Genomic DNA, 17,188 nt, shown 5'->3' on the forward strand with positions numbered 1-17,188 from the left:
GTTACAATGAATTATAACGTACGCGAACACAGTTATGTCGTCGGTGGCCTCGGGGTTACCGGTCAGGCCTGCGTGCGTTATTTGTTACGTCATCAAGCTCTCGTAAAAGCCTTTGATACTCGCTCGACATTTGCTTTACCCAGTGATCTTTCCAGCGCCATGGGCAACAGTTTTACTTCTGCACCTCTGACGCCCGACTATTTTGATGGTGTTGACACCCTAGTGTTAAGTCCTGGGCTGTCTCTTGATATCGAGCAAGTGCAGCTTGCTAAACAGTGTGGTGTTGAGGTTATTGGAGATGTTGAGTTGTTTGCCCGTATAAATGGCGCGTTGCCGCCAGAGCAAGCCAAGAAGGCAGTTGGTATAACAGGCTCGAATGGAAAGACAACAGTGACCTTGCTGGTGACACACTTGCTTAACGCCTGTGGTGTTAAAGCGATTGAGGCGGGAAATGTTGGCCGCCCCGTGCTAGAAGCTATCGATAGCGATGCAGATGTTGTGGTCATGGAGTTGTCGAGCTTCCAGCTAGAAACGACGAGTTCACTTTTACTTGAAGCGGCAACTGTACTGAATATTTCTGATGATCACTTAGATCGCCACGGTACGCTTCATCATTATATCGATGCTAAACATCGCATTTTCAAACACGCAGAATCTGCTATTGTTTGGAGAGATGGAGAATATGTAACGCCTAGTGTAGAGCACGAAAGTGCACGCGCGAATACTGTTGAGTATGGGTTAGGCCAATCTCAACAAGGCTTTTCAGTTCAAAATGCACAAGGTAGCGATTGGGTCGCGTTTAACAATACGCTTTTGATAAAAGTGAACGATATTCCTTTGGCAGGAACCCATAATGTACTGAATGTAATGGCTGCATTGGGCATATGTATGCAAGTGGGTGTAAAGCCTACTGATGCAATTTCACATCTTGCCACATTCAAAAGTGCTCCCCACCGCTGTGTAGAAATTGCCAATTACGGCGGTGTGCGGTTTATTGATGACTCTAAAGCTACAAATATTGGTGCAACAATAGCAGCGTTAGAAGGCCTAGCGCCACATACTAAAGGCAAACTTATTTTGATTGCAGGCGGCGATGCAAAAGGAGCTGATATGAATAGCCTTGCTCCTTATCTCAGTCAGCACGTTGCCTGTGTATTTGCAATAGGAAAAGACGCGTCATTATTTAAAGCGTGTTTCCCTAATACCACATTAGTGACTTCTATGGCTGAAGCGGTTAAAGGTGCATCGTCATTCGCTGGTAATGGTAATGGTGATGTGGTTTTACTTTCACCTGCCTGCGCCAGTATTGATATGTTTAATAACTACATGCACCGAGGTGAAGTGTTCAAGCAAGCTGTTGATGCTCTATTTGTCGATGAGGTGACATCATGATGTCGGCAGCACCTAAATTGAGTGAACTTTTTGCCGCAAGACACGATGCAAAAGCACAAGTATCTCATCCTTATGATGTGACGTTAATTTTGATAGCGCTCGCATTGATGAGTATTGGTATTATTATTGTTACCTCAGCCTCCATGCCAGTGGCTGACAGGCTTCACGATAACCCTTTTTACTTCGCTATTCGTCATGGTATTTACATCGTGGGTGCCATTGTCGCTGCCATGGTGGTACTGCAGTTACCCATGCAGTTTTGGCGTATGTCTAACCCGTATTTATTGCTCGCCGCTATTGGTTTATTAGTCGCTGTTTTACTTATAGGTCGCACGGTGAACGGGAGTACGCGATGGCTGGCTATCGGCCCTATCACCATTCAGGCAGCAGAGCCGGCGAAACTGTTTTTCTTTGCTTATCTCGCTGGCTACCTTGTGCGTCGATACGAGGAAGTGACAGAAAACCTGAAAGGTTTTATCAAACCTCTGGTGGTAGTTTTTTGTGCTGGCTATGTTGCTACTGCTGCAACCCGACTTAGGTACTGTGGTGGTTATGTTTGCTACTACCATTGGCCTTTTGTTTTTGGCAGGTGCGCGCTTGTGGCAATTCTTTGCGCTCGTCTTCGTGGGTGTGTTGGCCGTAGTTGCGCTTATCGTATTTGAGGAATATCGCCTTAAACGGGTAACGTCTTTCCTTGACCCATGGGCTGACCCGTTCGGTGCGGGCTATCAGCTAACGCAATCTTTGATGGCATATGGGCGTGGTAATTGGTTTGGTCAAGGTCTTGGTAATAGCTTACAAAAACTCGAGTTTTTGCCCGAAGCCCATACAGATTTTGTCATGGCTATTCTGGCTGAAGAATTGGGCTTTATGGGCGTTCTCGCGGTATTAGGCCTCATTTTGTGGATGGTATTAAGAGCGTTAAGTATTGGAAATCGTGCGCTTGAGAAAAGTCGCGCATTTGATGGCTTCCTTGCTTACAGCATAGGCATTTGGTTCAGTTTTCAAACCGCCGTTAATATCGGCGCAAGTGCCGGCATCCTACCAACGAAAGGATTAACACTGCCTTTAGTGAGTTATGGGGGCTCTTCACTGATAGTGATGTCTGTCGCCGTCGCCATTTTACTTCGAATTGATTTTGAGTTGCGCGTTGATGGTGTTCAAGCGCTTGGGCGTGGTGAGAGTAAATCTGGGCGTAAAGCGCTAAGCAATGATAGCGTCGAACAGCGCAGTAATTCAGACGCGATCAAAGCACAGCAGTCAGAAAAACCGAAAGACGAGGATAAGCCAGCATCATCAGATGTTAAAGAGCGTGCCTCTGTGAATTCTGCTGAAGAAGAAGGTAAGGCGGGTATAAAGGCCATACTGGCGCGAGTTGCGCAGGAGGCTAACAATGACTAAGCGCTGCTTAATTATGGCTGGCGGTACTGGTGGACACGTATTCCCCGGCTTGGCGGTAGCCCATGCACTACAAAAAGAAGGATGGGATATTCATTGGCTTGGTACGGCAGAGCGAATGGAAGCTGACGTGGTACCCAAACACAAAATTCCTCTACACTTTATACCAGTGAAAGGGTTGAGGGGAAAAGGCCTTGCTGCCCGTTTAAGCGGAGCATTGGCGTTGGTTAAGAGCTTATTCAGTGCTAGGCGCATAATTGGTCGTATAAAACCAGACATCGTTATTGGTTTTGGCGGATACGCCAGTGGACCCGGTGGTGTCGCCGCCAAGTCACTAGGCATTCCTGTGATAATACATGAGCAAAACGCCGCAGCGGGAATGACAAATAGGCTATTAAGTAAAGTGGCACGTCGCGTTTTGCTGGGTTTTGACGATGCGAAAACCCAATTCTCAGGTGGTGATCATAAAGTGGTTACTGTGGGTAACCCTGTTCGCGACGAAATTTGGCAGATAGCGAGTCGTACTGAGCTAGGGGTAAAAGCGCTCCAAGAAGGTAAAGCGCTTAACATGCTGGTTGTTGGCGGAAGTTTAGGTGCGCAAATATTAAATGAAACCGTGCCTGAAACTTGTGGCGTTTTAAGTGGGCTGGCAATTAGGCATCAATGTGGCAAAGGCAATAGCCGTGGTGTTTTTGAGGCATATCGCAACGCTGGTGCCGATATGTCAAACATTGAAGTAAGCGATTTTATCGACGATATGGCAGATGCGTATGCCTGGGCTGATTTCATTGTTTGTCGCGCCGGTGCACTGACTGTCAGTGAAGTCGCAGCAGCGGGAAGAGCCGCTATTTTTGTGCCGCTTCCGTTTGCGGTTGATGATCATCAAACCAAGAATGCACAGTCATTAGTAAAACGCGATGCAGCCGTAATGATTGCGCAGCGCGTATTTAAAGAAAATGTAGGGCAAGCGGTGCGCCAGTGGCTTCAACATCCCGAAGATTGTTTCAAAATGGGACGGCTTGCTAAAGAATGCGCCACGCCGCTTGCCACAGAAAAAGTAGTAAGCCACGTAAAAGAAGTGGTAGGAGTGAATGACTGATGGTGTTTAAAACCCCATTTCAGAGCCCTCAAATGCGTAGGGTGAATAATATTTTCTTTATCGGCATCGGTGGTGCGGGTATGGGGGGGATTGCTGAAGTCCTACTAAATGAAGGCTATCGTATATCGGGGTCTGATATTCAAGAAGGCCCTATGACACAACGTTTAAGCCAATTAGGTGTTGATGTGAAAATAGGGCATCGCGCTGAAAACGTTGAAGGCATGGATGTGGTTGTTGTATCAAGTGCCATCAACGAGCAAAACCCTGAAATTATTGTGGCACGAGAAAATCGTATTCCCATTATTAGACGTGCAGAGATGTTAGCCGAATTAATGCGCTTTCGACATGGCATTGCGGTTGCGGGTACACATGGAAAAACCACAACTACGAGCCTTATCTCAACCATTTTTGCAGAAGCGCAATACGACCCCACATTCGTTATTGGTGGCTTGTTAAACAGCGCCGGCACCAATGCGCGTCTGGGTAAAAGCCGTTATTTAATCGCAGAAGCTGATGAAAGTGATGCCTCGTTTTTGCACCTACAACCTATGGTATCAGTAGTAACAAACATTGAAGCTGATCACATGGACACCTATGGCGGTGACTTTTCTAAAGTGAAGGATACCTTTGTAGACTTCCTGTCCAACTTGCCGTTTTATGGTCAAGCGATTGTGTGTGGGGACGATGAAAATATTCAGGAAATTCGCCCGCGTATCGGCAGAAGTATTCTCACTTATGGTTTTGGTACTGATAACGATTACCGTGCAGAAAATATAAAGTTGTCTTTTGGTAAAGCGAATTTTACGGTAATTCGTCCACAGCAAGCCCCGCTGGAAATCACGCTTAATCTCACAGGTAATCACAATGTACTTAATGCACTAGCTGCAATAGCAGTAGCCACCGACGAAGGTATTGACGATGATGCAATCATTCGAGCGCTGGCGAGTTTTGGTGGTATAGGTCGGCGTTTTGAACTACTAGGTGCGTTTAAAACAAGTAAGGGCGATGTGTGTTTGGTTGATGATTATGGACATCACCCTACAGAAGTGAAAGCAACAATTGCTGCGGCACGCGCTAATTGGCCAGATAATCGTTTGGTGATGGTCTATCAGCCACATCGCTTCACGCGAACCCGTGATTTGTACGAAGATTTTGTTGAAGTTTTATCGAGTGTTGACGTCTTACTTCTACTCGATGTCTATGCCGCAAGTGAGCAGCCTATAGAAGGCGCGGATAGTAAGTCGCTTTGTCGTTCAATTCGTCAGCGAGGACAAATAGAGCCTATTTATGTAGGCGATAAGGACGCTCTTCCGAGTATTCTGGCTAACATCATGCAAAATGGCGATATAGTTATGACGCAAGGGGCTGGAAATATTGGTCAGATTGCAAAATTACTGGCTAAACATGAACTTGAACCGCAATGTTTAGCTAAGGAAGGGAATTAATATGTTGAAGCCTTCAGTACATATTTTTAAACCAGAAGTTTACGGCAAAGTAGCCGTGTTGTTTGGTGGCGACTCTGCGGAGCGCGAAGTGTCGCTAAATTCTGGAAATGCTGTTTTAAATGCACTTGTGCGACAAGGCGTAGATGCCATTGCGTTTGACCCTGCACAGCGCCCTTTGACTGATTTAATTGAGTTGAATGTCGATCGTGCACTTATTATGTTGCACGGCAGAGGCGGTGAAGATGGCTCTATGCAAGGTGCCCTTCAATTGTTGAAAATTCCTTATACAGGCAGTCGTGTTTTGGGCTCAGCACTTGCCATGGATAAAATTCATACCAAACAAGTGTGGCAAAGTTTAGGTTTACCCACTGCAAAATATGAAATTGCAGACAAAAGGCACTTTGAAGCTGGTAAGTGCAGCGCTATAATGGATAAATTGGGGAATGAGGTCATGGTAAAACCGGCCAGAGAAGGGTCGAGTATTGGCATGGCAAGAGTAACAAGCGCTGAGCAACTTCAAACGGCTATACAGGACGCTTTTAAATACGATAATCAAGTTCTGTTAGAGCAATATATCGATGGACCTGAATTCACGGTTTCTGTGTTACAAGGCCAAGCTTTGCCATCAATCCGTATGTCGACACCCCATACATTCTACGATTATGCTGCGAAATATCAGGATAATACGACAGAGTATTTTTGTCCAAGTGGTTTGTCTGAAGAACAAGAAGCACAGTTAGCCAAGCTCGCCTCGCGCGCATTCGATGCTATTTCTGGAAGCGGGTGGGGCAGAATTGACGTTATGCAAGACAGCCAACGCCAGTTTTATTTGCTAGAAGCAAATACAGTACCGGGCATGACAGAAAAAAGCTTGGTACCTAAAGCAGCTAAAGTAGCTGGTCTGAGTTTTGATGAATTGGTATTAGGTATTTTGTCGACCAGTATTGATACTGATGTAGTGACGGATTGAGGTAAGGCGTTTAGTTCGTCATGGCAGAATTGATAGCAGATAAAAAAAAGCAGGCCAGCGTATCTTCGTCAAAGAGTAAGAGCGCGATATGGGGCGGCGTCGCTTTTTTAATTCTGGTACTTTCAGGGATAGTATTTGGCGCAATCAAAGCAAATCAGTATTTGTTTGATGAGCAGCAAATGCCAGTGCAAGTTATCGACTTTTCTGGCAGCTATCAACATGTGGACATTGCTAAATTAGAAAGGCTGATTCGACAAGCACAGCCTGGCAGTTTTTTTGCCCTTGATGTCAACGATGTGTTCGAGCTTTTAGAGTCACAGCCATGGATATATCGAGCTTCGGTGCGTAAAAAATGGCCCAATGTTTTGAAGATTTATTTGGTCGAGCAAACACCGGTTGCCAAGTGGAACGAAGATTTGTTGTTAAACCCATACGGTGACACATTCAATGATGAAGGTGTTGAATTGAATTTACCAAGGTTGTATGGCCCTGGAGGCAGCGAAAAAACTGCCCTAGAAGGTTACAATGCGATGCATGCATTAATTGCTACAACAGAGATGGCAATTGATGAACTTAGTCTAAGCGAACGTTTTGCATGGCAAGTTCAGTTAGACAACGGTATCAAGTTAAATTTAGGACGTCAGGAGTTTATTGATAGGCTACAACGCTTTATCGATGTTTATCCGCTTCTGATGCAACAAGAGAAGGCGGTGAAATACGTCGACCTTCGCTATGACACGGGTGTTGCTGTAGGTTGGAACGACGGTAGCACCACAGATGAAGAGAGTTAGGAAAACCATGTCAAAACCTGCTGAACGCAATTTGATTGTAGGACTAGATATCGGCACGAGCCAAGTGAAAGCCGTGGTTGGTGAGCTACTAGAAGATGATCAAATCAGTATTGTTGGTGTAGGTACACACGCATCTAAAGGCATGGACAAAGGCGGCGTAAACGACTTGAACCTAGTAGTTAAATCGGTTCAACGTGCAGTGAATGAGATGGAGCTAATGGCAGATTGCCGAGTATCTTCAGTATTTATGTCCATCTCGGGCCGTCATGTTAAGTGTCAGAATGAAAATGGCATGGTACCGATAAACAATCAGGAAGTAACACAAGAAGATGTCGATAACGTCATTCACGCTGCGCGCAGTGTACCCATTGCCGCTGAGCGACGTCTGCTTCATGTGCTTCCTCAAGAGTTTACTATTGATGTACAAGAAGGGATTAAAAACCCCATCGGTATGTCGGGAGTAAGAATGGAAGCAGATGCCCATATCATTACTTGTGCCGATGATATGGCCAAGAATATGGTCAAATGTGTCGAAAGATGTGAATTAAATGCTGATCAGCTTATTTTCTCAGCACTCGCTTCGAGTTATGCTGTGCTAACAGATGATGAGCGTGAACTGGGTGTGTGTGTTGTTGATATTGGCGGTGGCACCATGGATATGGTGATTTACACTGATGGTGCTATTCGTCACACAGCAGTTATCCCCGTGGCGGGAAATCAGATAACCAGCGACATCGCTAAGATTTTTAGAACACCTATTAGCAATGCAGAAGAAATTAAGGTGAATTACGCCTGTGCATTGAAAGATATGGTGAGTATGGAAGAGAGCATCGAAGTACCTAGTGTAGGCGGACGTCCGGCACGGGTAATGTCTCGACATACATTGGCCGAGGTAATTGAGCCTCGCTACCAAGAATTGTTTGAACTGGTTCACGATGAAATTCGTGCCAGTGGTTTGGAAGAGCAGATTGCTGCGGGACTTGTCTTAACTGGCGGAACCGCAAAAATGGAAGGTGCAGTCGAGTTTGCTGAGGAGCTTTTTCAAATGCCCGTGCGCGTGGGCAAACCCATTAACGTAAAAGGCTTGTCTGAATACGTTGATGATGCCGGATTTGCAACAGTTGTAGGACTGCTGCAGTACGGCAAAGTACAATCTGATAATAAGAAGTCCAGTACGCAAAAGACCGGTGAAAGTCTTTTTCATCGCGTGCAAAGCTGGTTTAAAGGCGAATTTTAATTTTATTTTGGGGGCGCTATAGCTACGGCACTAAGACTTGCAGGAAGCAATGAGTCTTAAGGAATGACCTGGCGTAGTGTTTAAAAGACGTACAACCGGAGAGTAAGTATGTTCGAATTAATGGATAGTCACGGCGAAGAAGCCGTAATTAAAGTCATCGGCGTCGGTGGCGGCGGTGGTAATGCTGTTGAGCACATGGTGTCTCAAAGCATTGAAGGCGTTGAATTTATTGCAGTTAATACTGATGCACAGGTGCTTCGCAGCTCAAGTGCAGACGTCACGCTTCAAATTGGTTCAAGTGTAACCAAAGGGTTAGGTGCTGGTGCCGATCCGAACATTGGGCGTGAAGCAGCGCAAGAAGACAGAGAAACCATCCGTCAAGCTCTTGATGGTGCTGATATGGTTTTCATCACTGCCGGTATGGGCGGTGGCACAGGTACAGGTGCAGCGCCAGAAGTGGCGAAAATTGCACGTGAGATGGGTATTCTTACGGTTGCGGTTGTCACCAAGCCTTTTCCATTCGAAGGTAAAAACGTACTTCATTTGCTGAACAAGGTATTGTTGAATTAGCAAATAACGTTGACTCGTTAATTACAATTCCTAACGAGAAGTTACTTAAAGTGATGGGGCCGGGTACACCGTTACTTCAAGCTTTCAGTGCAGCAAACGACGTCTTACGTGGTGCAGTGCAAGGTATTGCTGAGCTTATTACCCGTCCTGGTCTTATCAATGTTGACTTCGCCGACGTACGTACGGTGATGTCTGAAATGGGTAAAGCCATGATGGGTAGCGGTGCTGCGGTCGGTCCTGATAGAGCGGAAGAAGCTGCTGAATCAGCCATTGCCAGCCCTCTGTTAGAAGACATAGATTTGTCTGGTGCCCGTGGTATTTTGGTTAACATTACCGCAGGTCCAGATTTTGCTATCGATGAATTTGAAACAGTAGGTAACGCTGTTAAAGCATTTGCATCAGAGAACGCCACAGTTGTTGTGGGTACTGTTATTGATATGGAAATGACAGACGAGTTACGTGTAACTGTTGTAGCGACAGGCATCGGCGCTGAACGTAAGCCAGATATCTCATTGGTGAGCTCTGAAGGTTCTCGATTGACGCAAACAGCAAAGGAATACGGTAATACACACTCCAGTGAGCCGCGTTCATCAGTTGGTGGTACAGAAGGTAACCAAGCGCTTAAAGCTGATGAGAGTGCGCAGCCAGACAACGATTTAGAGTACCTTGATATTCCAGCGTTTTTGCGTAAACAGGCAGACTAACGTCTGTCTGTAACAAAAGTGAATTATTTCGCGATAGCGTGGTCATACGCTTGAAATCGAGGTTTTGATGGCCGAGAACGAGATTGTGACATTATTGCGCATAAGTACAAGACACCTAAATTTGAATGTTTATAACACTCAAATTGGGCGGCTTTGACATGTAAGTAATAACTCACTATAATTCGCGACCGCTATTTTTTAATAGGTAGAAAGCTTAAGTAGATGATTAGACAACGTACAATCAAGCACCCGGTTCAAGAAACCGGCATTGGGCTTCATAAAGGTGAAAAGGTCACAATGACTCTCCGACCTGCGCCGGCTAACACGGGTATCGTGTTTAGGCGTGTTGATCTCGAACCTTATGTAGATATACCTTCCCGCGCAGACGCGGTGGGAAACACCATGCTATGTACATGTTTGAATAATGAAGATGGCGTTACTATCCAAACGGTAGAACACCTCGCATCTGCGCTTGCTGGGTTGGGCATCGACAATATTATTGTTGAAGTAGACAGCAATGAACTGCCTATCATGGATGGTAGTGCTAGTCCGTTTGTTTTCTTACTCCAGTCTGCTGGTATTGAAGAGCTAAACGCGCCTAAGCAGTTTATACGTATTAAAAAGCCTATTCGTGTTGAAGATGGTGATAAATGGGCAGAGCTTGTCCCCTATGACGGCTTTCGCGTCGATTTTCAAATTGATTTTGAGCATCCCGTTATCAGCCAAACTCGTCAGCACATGGTAATGGATTTTGACTCATGTTCGTACGTAAACGAAGTAAGTAGGGCACGTACTTTCGGTTTCATGAGCGACCTTGAATATATGAATGCCAACAACTTAGCACTTGGTGGCAGCATGGAAAATGCGGTAGCGTTAGACGAATTTCGCGTACTTAACCCAGAAGGGTTGCGTTATGACGATGAGTTTTTGAAGCATAAAATTCTGGATGCAATCGGCGATCTTTATCTTGGTGGTCACAGCTTAATTGGTGAGCTTCGCGCCTATAAAACAGGACACGGCTTAAACAATAAACTACTCAATGCTGTACTCGCTCAGAAAGAGTGTTGGGAATATGTAACATACGAATCGCAAGAAACAGCGCCAATTCGTTATGTTCAGCCCGCCCTTGCATAAAATTTGTAAAAAGCCGCCTAACAGGCGGCTTTTTTTCGTATGGCAATTACTGGAATAAATGATACAGTAGCCAAATAATTATAAAAGTTTCACCCAAATAACAAAATAACGCACAGAAGCGAAAACTGTGACAATAACAAATTCGGCGTGAAGCAATACATTTTCTTCGTGGTATGAAACTAACAATTACACTAGCAGGTAAAAATAAGCGCTACAGGCACAGTATCAGTGTTCGTACTCTCGTTAGTGCGACGGTGCTTTCGTCTATTTTTATGTTAGTGTCGAGCCGCTCCACGGAATCTGTTTCTGAAGATGTAGCTCGAGTGCGCTTGGCCCAAACAGAGGTCAATACATCACAAAAAGATGTAGAAGCACTGAAAACACAAACTACAGTCAAATTACAAGCATTGCTTTCTCATGTAGCCGCGCTTTCGGCGAAGGCGACGTTACTCGATGAAAAAGGAAAGCAAATTGCAACTGAATTAGGTATGTCAGCGGCTGACCTGGACGCTTTCGTACCGGTATCGATACCGGATAACATCCATGACGATCCCATCCTTTATGAAATAGCAAAACTAGAGCAATCACTTGATTTGAAGTCTCAACAGTTATCTATGCTTGAAAGTTTGGTAAGGGGTCACCATATCCACGAACAGAGCCAATTATCTGGTCGTCCGATTGAGTCGGGATGGTTGTCTTCTTATTATGGTATGCGGGCTGATCCGTTTACCGGTAAACCAGCCATGCATAAAGGTTTGGATTTTGCGGGTAAAGCGGGGCATAACGTGGTTGCTACTGCGGCAGGTATAGTTACCTGGGCGGGCGATCGTTATGGTTATGGCCAACTAGTAGAAATTGATCACGGGGATGGACTTGTGACCCGTTACGGGCACAATGACAGCCTCAGTGTTTCAATTGGTGATGTGGTTACTAAAGGGCAACCTGTCGCTAAAATGGGCAATACAGGGCGCTCAACAGGGGTCCATGTCCACTACGAAGTAATAAGAAACGGAAAACACGTCGATCCTCTACCTTACGTTTATCAGTAGACAGAAGGGTAGCAGCCAGGTAAGTGAGTTAACACAGTGCTAGCACTGTGCTCATGCAAGTAACAAATACATCGCCAATACAACGTTTATCACGTTGTATTTTATACGTTTAATTTAGCTGTGCACGATGTGCGGCGTCTCGACAAGTAGTGGAATATTAAAGCTAATGTTTTCAAGCATCCTTCGAAAAGTATTCGGTAGCAGAAACGACCGATTATTAAAAAAATTAACTAAGAACGTAGATGCCATCAATGCTCTAGAAGCAGAGTATGAGAAGCTTTCTGATGAGGCGCTAAAAGCAAAAACGGAAGAGTTTAAGGCGAGATTAGAAAAAGGGGAGACCCTTGATGACATTTTAAACGACGCGTTTGCAACTGTGCGCGAAGCCAGTAAGCGCGTTTATGGTATGCGTCATTTTGACGTACAGATGCTAGGTGGCCAAGTGCTTCACCAAGGTAAAATTTCTGAGATGCGTACTGGTGAAGGTAAAACCCTTACCGCTACGCTTCCAACTTACTTAAACGCATTGTCAGGAAAAGGCGTTCACGTAATTACTGTAAATGATTACTTGGCTCGTCGCGATGCTGAGTGGAGTAACGAACTCTTTAATTTCCTGGGAATGCGAGTTGGCTGTAACGTTCCCGGTATGTCTCCTGAACAGAAGCGCGACGCTTATCAAGCTGATGTTACCTATGGTACCAACAACGAATTTGGTTTTGATTACCTGCGCGATAACATGGCGTTTAGCCCTCAAGACCGTGTGCAACGCCCCTTAAACTTTGCCGTAGTGGACGAAGTTGATTCAATCTTGATTGATGAGGCAAGAACGCCTTTAATCATCTCCGGTCAAGCAGAAGACAGCTCTGAACTTTATCGTCGAATCAACACAATCATCCCTAAGTTGGTTCAGCAAGAAAAAGAAGATGAAGAAGGGCAAGAAGGTGATGGCGATTACACCATTGACCTTAAAGCGAAGCAGATTCACTTAACTGAACGCGGGCAAATTCACGTTGAAGAAATACTTCAACAAGAAGGTATGTTACCTGAGGGCGAATCATTGTTTGCTGCGGGTAATATCTCCTTACTTCATCACATTAATGCAGCACTTCGCGCGCACAAACTGTTTGCAAAAGATGTAGATTACATCGTAAAAGACGACCAAATAGTAATTGTTGATGAACACACTGGCCGCACCATGGAAGGACGCCGTTGGTCTGAAGGTTTGCACCAAGCGGTAGAAGCAAAAGAAGGTGTACGTATTCAAAACGAAAACCAAACTTTGGCTTCAATTACTTTCCAGAACTATTTCCGCCTTTACAACAAATTGGCCGGTATGACAGGTACTGCCGATACAGAAGCCTTCGAATTTAATCATATCTATGGTTTAGAGACGGTTGTTGTTCCTACCAACCGCCCGATGCAACGCAAGGACATGGCTGATCTTATTTATCTTACTGCAGAAGAAAAATATGAAGCCATTGTTGAAGACATCAAAGCGTGTGTTAAGCGTGGTCAACCTACATTGGTGGGTACGGTATCAATTGAAAACTCTGAATTAATTTCTCGCATTCTTAAGAAAGAGAAAATTGCTCACAAAGTACTTAATGCCAAATTCCACGAACAAGAGGCAGACATTGTTGCACAGGCCGGTAAGCCGGGCGCAGTAACCATTGCGACTAACATGGCCGGTCGTGGTACTGATATTGTGTTAGGTGGTAATTGGCATGCAGAAGTTGAGAAAATTGAAAATCCAACCGAAGCACAAATAGAGAAAATTAAAGCAGCCTGGAAAGAAAGCCATGATGCGGTATTAGCATCGGGTGGTCTTCATATTATTGGTACAGAGCGCCACGAGTCTCGTCGTATTGATAATCAGTTACGTGGACGTTCTGGGCGTCAGGGTGACCCTGGCTCTAGTCGTTTCTATTTGTCTCTTGATGATGCACTTATGCGTATTTTTGCGTCAGAGAAAATGGGCAACATGATGAAGCGCTTAGGTATGGAGCGCGGCGAAGCAATTGAACACCCTTGGGTAACACGTGCAATTGAAAATGCACAACGCAAAGTAGAAGGACGTAACTTCGACATTCGTAAGCAACTTCTTGAATACGATGATGTTGCTAACGATCAGCGTAAAGTCATTTACGAACAGCGTAACGAGTTACTTGATGAAGGTGATATTAGCGAAACCATCGCAGCCATTCGCGAAGATGTCATCACAAGTGTTGTTGACGAGTATGTTCCGCCACAGTCACTTGAAGAGATGTGGGATGTTAAAGGTCTTGAAGAGCGTCTTAAAGCCGATTTCGCCGTAGATTTGCCACTGCAAACATGGCTTGAAAATGACGATAAACTTTATGAAGAGAAGTTACGTGAGCGTATTCTTGATGAGGTTGTAAGTGCATACAAAGCGAAAGAGGCAGTCGTTGGTGAGCAAGTACTTCGTCAGTTCGAAAAAGCGGTAATGCTTCAAAACCTAGATAGTCATTGGAAAGAGCACTTAGCGGCTATGGACCATTTACGCCAGGGTATACATTTACGCGGCTACGCACAAAAGAACCCTAAGCAAGAATATAAGCGTGAGTCGTTCGATTTGTTCTCTCAGATGCTTGAAGCACTGAAAGTAGAAGTGATCACCATTTTGTCTCGCGTGAAAGTACAAGCCCAAGAAGACGTTGAGAAAGTGGAAGCACAACGAAAACAAGCTGATGATGTGCCTAAGAGTTTTGAACACGAAGATGCCTCAGCGACGCCAGAAACTGCTGATGGCAAACCTCGTACCCAAGTAAGAGACGGTGCTAAAGTAGGCCGCAACGATCCTTGTCCTTGTGGTTCTGGTAAGAAATACAAGCAATGTCACGGTAAATTGAAGTAATGAAAGTCGTTCATGTTGCCGTTGGAGTTATTTCCCGCGGCACTGACATTTTTATAACCTTGCGCCCTGACAATGTTCATCAGGGCGGCAAGTGGGAATTTCCCGGTGGTAAAGTTGAAGAAGGTGAAACCCTCCTAGAGGCATTATCGCGAGAGCTCGCAGAGGAAGTGGGAATTGATGTAATAAGCACACAGCCCATTACAATCATTACTCACGACTATGGAGATAAAATCGTTAAGCTTGATGTACATAGCGTGAGCGAGTTCACTGGTGAGCCCCATGGAAAAGAAGGGCAATTGTCCAAGTGGATTAATGTGCATCAATTAGATGCGAGTGATTTTCCTGAGGCTAATGTCCCGATAATCACTGCACTGAAGCAGCAATAATAATTTTACCTTTTTATTTCTAATTGTCCCATCCTTACTCTCATTGTCCGAATAATACCAGTCCGCATAGAAGTTTACTCACTCACAGAGGGCAGACTCCTATATGGATTGGTATAAAACGTATCTTGTTAGAGAGTAATCTTTTCTGCAGTAGCAAAAGCTACATCAAGTTTGAAATAAGCCGCTTCATTTATAAAGTGAGGGTAAGTTTCGTGTTCTCCTTGCCATGTTATATCGCGACCGTCAAACGTTCTAAACATTGGCATACCTGGAACGAGGGGTTCAAAATCAGCGTCTTGTAAGGCGTGGTGGATCATTGCGGTTCGCTGACCATTTTCATCAAGGGGAAAGCTAATATTTTCGCCTAATCGAAATGCTTCACATGGGGGAAGGGAATCCGCTTCAATAGTATTTTGGTTGTAAGCCAAACAGAAAGCTAAAATTACCTCTGCCATTGTCTGCGTCAGTAAATAAACATCTTCGCGCAATACACCTTGAGGTTGTCCGCCTACTTCAATCATTACACCGCGTTTGCCGGTGGTACACAAATAACCGTGTTCTAGAAATGGCTTCTCATCTTCAACCAATATATTGGCTTCAGGCATGTGCTTTTTAACATAACGGGCAAGCTGAACATGGAATTCATCAGCTTCTAGAATAATAAGAGTAGCGCCCATCTCGCTGGTCGTATTGTGAATATCAATGACAAAGTCAGTATTTGATGCGCCTTTGGGTCCTAGCTGCGCATTGATAGTTCTCGCAAGCAAAGCTTCTTTTGACGAATTTGAAGATGCTAGTCCGTTTAGAGTGAATTGTCTGTTGAGATCTTCTTCTACAAAACGAACATTAGCATTAAGCGCAGCGTGATTGGCTATATGAAGAGAAATATTTAACGCTTGGAATTGTTCAGGAATACCGTGTTTTTGCCAATTTTTAATAAGTTGTATACCACTAGTTTCATTGCCGTGGGTCCCGCCAACTAGCGCGATTGAGTTGAACATTTAATGTTGTCCTTTCTGTGTGTAAACACGCTGTACTTCAGTGCTTGAAAAAATCATCTTGCTGCTGAGCGAGCATTGCTTCAATTTCTTCGATATCAATATGTTTTGGGGTTACTTCTTCAGCTGGTTTACCCGCAATTTTTCGATCTTCACCCGCCCATTCACCTAAATCGATAAGTTGGCACTTCTTACTGCAAAATGGGCGATATTCACTTTGGGGTGACCACACAACCTGCTTTGCACAGATTGGACATTTCACTTCCATCATATTACTCCTATGAATGAGCTAGCGATGAGGCGCATTTTAGCAGGCGGATAAGTGAAACTGAATATCATTTTCGACAGCGGAATTTTGCCCCTCTTTAACAGAAAATTGCATAAAACGAAGGGCATAACGGTACTTATTCCCACTTAGGGTTGGATAATAACCTTCATCAACGCGACATTTAACCCTAATTAGTTCTTTTGAATCTTCGGCGACACCTTGATAAAAACCATTTTCAGCAACAACATTTGAGAATTGACTGCGTTCTCGAATAAAAGACAAGCTTACGGTTATGGCGTCATCGAGTAACGTTAGGCTTCCTAACCACTGTGATATTTCGTACTTACGCCGTTCAAGAGGTTGTTGTAACCAAAAGTGAAGGCTAGGTAAATCAAAACTACAGGTTCCTCCGGGGATAGCAAAACGCTGTCGAATTGAACTTAGAAACTTGTCGTCTTTGAGTACACTGGCAAATCGTCTGTCAGCTTTGAGTTTTTCTCTCAACGTTAATACCGTTTTTAGCGCTTGCTCCAATGCACTGCTGTCGATTTGTGGATGACTTGACCAGTAAACGAGATTCTTTTCATGGGCTTCTAAGTCTTTCGTCAGATCAGAACGAAGGTCTAAACGTTCGACAAGGTCTAGAAGTTCAAACAATTGTTCAAAGAAAATCAGCTGTAAACTGGTGAGGTCTGCAGTTGCTGTCATTTTAAGTTGCCCCAGCAGCTGCTCTACACGTAAATAGTTACGTACTTTTTCCTTTAGTGGAAATTCGAAAACAGCGCTACTCATGGATACCCTTAAAAGACATGTACTTAGCACTTAAGCCTAATGCATGATCAGGCTTAAGCCAAGTAGACTCTCACTTGAAA

General features: G+C 44.6%; 13 protein-coding genes and 2 pseudogenes. 12 read left to right on the plus strand and 3 right to left on the minus strand.

Annotation, left to right across the window (positions count from 1 at the left end):
- Positions 1-6 precede the first annotated feature (6 nt).
- The 12 genes and pseudogenes from murD to mutT all read left to right on the plus strand — a co-directional run bounded on the left by murD (position 7) and on the right by mutT (position 15,050).
- Entirely contained in the window at positions 7-1,392 is a 1,386-nt protein-coding gene (gene murD / locus EYR97_RS00900) for a UDP-N-acetylmuramoyl-L-alanine--D-glutamate ligase (protein ID WP_131091966.1), read from the plus strand.
- A pseudogene (gene ftsW / locus EYR97_RS00905) lies at positions 1,389-2,793 on the plus strand (cell division protein FtsW). Before murD ends, ftsW begins: the two are co-directional and overlap by 4 nt.
- Positions 2,786-3,889, plus strand: coding sequence for an undecaprenyldiphospho-muramoylpentapeptide beta-N-acetylglucosaminyltransferase (murG, locus tag EYR97_RS00910; protein WP_131091967.1), 1,104 nt, complete (start codon positions 2,786-2,788; stop codon positions 3,887-3,889). The pseudogene ftsW and the gene murG overlap by 8 nt, the downstream one beginning before the upstream one ends.
- Positions 3,889-5,334: a UDP-N-acetylmuramate--L-alanine ligase gene (murC, locus tag EYR97_RS00915; protein WP_131091968.1), complete on the plus strand. Its 1,446-nt coding sequence runs from the start codon at positions 3,889-3,891 to the stop codon at positions 5,332-5,334. The genes murG and murC overlap by 1 nt, the downstream gene beginning before the upstream one ends.
- A gap of 1 nt (position 5,335) precedes the next feature.
- A complete protein-coding gene (locus EYR97_RS00920; protein ID WP_131091969.1) occupies positions 5,336-6,304 on the plus strand; it encodes a D-alanine--D-alanine ligase in 969 nt (322 codons plus the stop codon).
- Positions 6,305-6,324: 20 nt separating this feature from the next.
- Positions 6,325-7,095 (plus strand): cell division protein FtsQ/DivIB, encoded by a 771-nt coding sequence (locus tag EYR97_RS00925; protein ID WP_131091970.1) that lies wholly within the window; start codon positions 6,325-6,327, stop codon positions 7,093-7,095.
- Between the two features lie 7 nt (positions 7,096-7,102).
- Positions 7,103-8,332 (plus strand): cell division protein FtsA, encoded by a 1,230-nt coding sequence (gene ftsA / locus EYR97_RS00930; protein WP_131091971.1) that lies wholly within the window; start codon positions 7,103-7,105, stop codon positions 8,330-8,332.
- A gap of 108 nt (positions 8,333-8,440) precedes the next feature.
- Positions 8,441-9,606, plus strand: a pseudogene (gene ftsZ / locus EYR97_RS00935) (cell division protein FtsZ).
- Between the two features lie 222 nt (positions 9,607-9,828).
- Positions 9,829-10,740 (plus strand): UDP-3-O-acyl-N-acetylglucosamine deacetylase, encoded by a 912-nt coding sequence (gene lpxC / locus EYR97_RS00940; protein ID WP_131091972.1) that lies wholly within the window; start codon positions 9,829-9,831, stop codon positions 10,738-10,740.
- A 173-nt stretch (positions 10,741-10,913) separates the two neighbouring features.
- Positions 10,914-11,789, plus strand: a complete 876-nt coding sequence (locus EYR97_RS00945) for a M23 family metallopeptidase (RefSeq protein ID WP_131091973.1) — start codon at positions 10,914-10,916, stop codon at positions 11,787-11,789.
- 166 nt (positions 11,790-11,955) lie between these two features.
- Positions 11,956-14,664, plus strand: a complete 2,709-nt coding sequence (secA, locus tag EYR97_RS00950; protein WP_131091974.1) for a preprotein translocase subunit SecA — start codon at positions 11,956-11,958, stop codon at positions 14,662-14,664.
- Positions 14,664-15,050, plus strand: coding sequence for an 8-oxo-dGTP diphosphatase MutT (mutT, locus tag EYR97_RS00955; RefSeq protein ID WP_131091975.1), 387 nt, complete (start codon positions 14,664-14,666; stop codon positions 15,048-15,050). Before secA ends, mutT begins: the two co-directional genes overlap by 1 nt.
- A gap of 128 nt (positions 15,051-15,178) precedes the next feature.
- Here mutT and EYR97_RS00960 read toward each other — a convergent pair whose 3' ends face one another.
- From EYR97_RS00960 to zapD, 3 genes are read right to left on the minus strand one after another with little or no spacing between them, the layout of a single operon-like run.
- Entirely contained in the window at positions 15,179-16,051 is an 873-nt protein-coding gene (locus tag EYR97_RS00960) for an aspartoacylase (protein WP_131091976.1), read from the minus strand.
- Between the two features lie 37 nt (positions 16,052-16,088).
- The gene (yacG, locus tag EYR97_RS00965; RefSeq protein ID WP_131092322.1) at positions 16,089-16,316 is read right to left on the minus strand and encodes a DNA gyrase inhibitor YacG; all 228 of its coding nucleotides are present in this window, start codon (positions 16,314-16,316) and stop codon (positions 16,089-16,091) included.
- Between the two features lie 39 nt (positions 16,317-16,355).
- Positions 16,356-17,108: a cell division protein ZapD gene (zapD, locus tag EYR97_RS00970; RefSeq protein WP_131091977.1), complete on the minus strand. Its 753-nt coding sequence runs from the start codon at positions 17,106-17,108 to the stop codon at positions 16,356-16,358.
- Positions 17,109-17,188 lie beyond the last annotated feature (80 nt).

The sequence above is a fragment of the Alteromonas sp. KUL42 genome, from assembly GCF_006538325.1.
Taxonomy (GTDB): Bacteria; Pseudomonadota; Gammaproteobacteria; order Enterobacterales; family Alteromonadaceae; genus Alteromonas.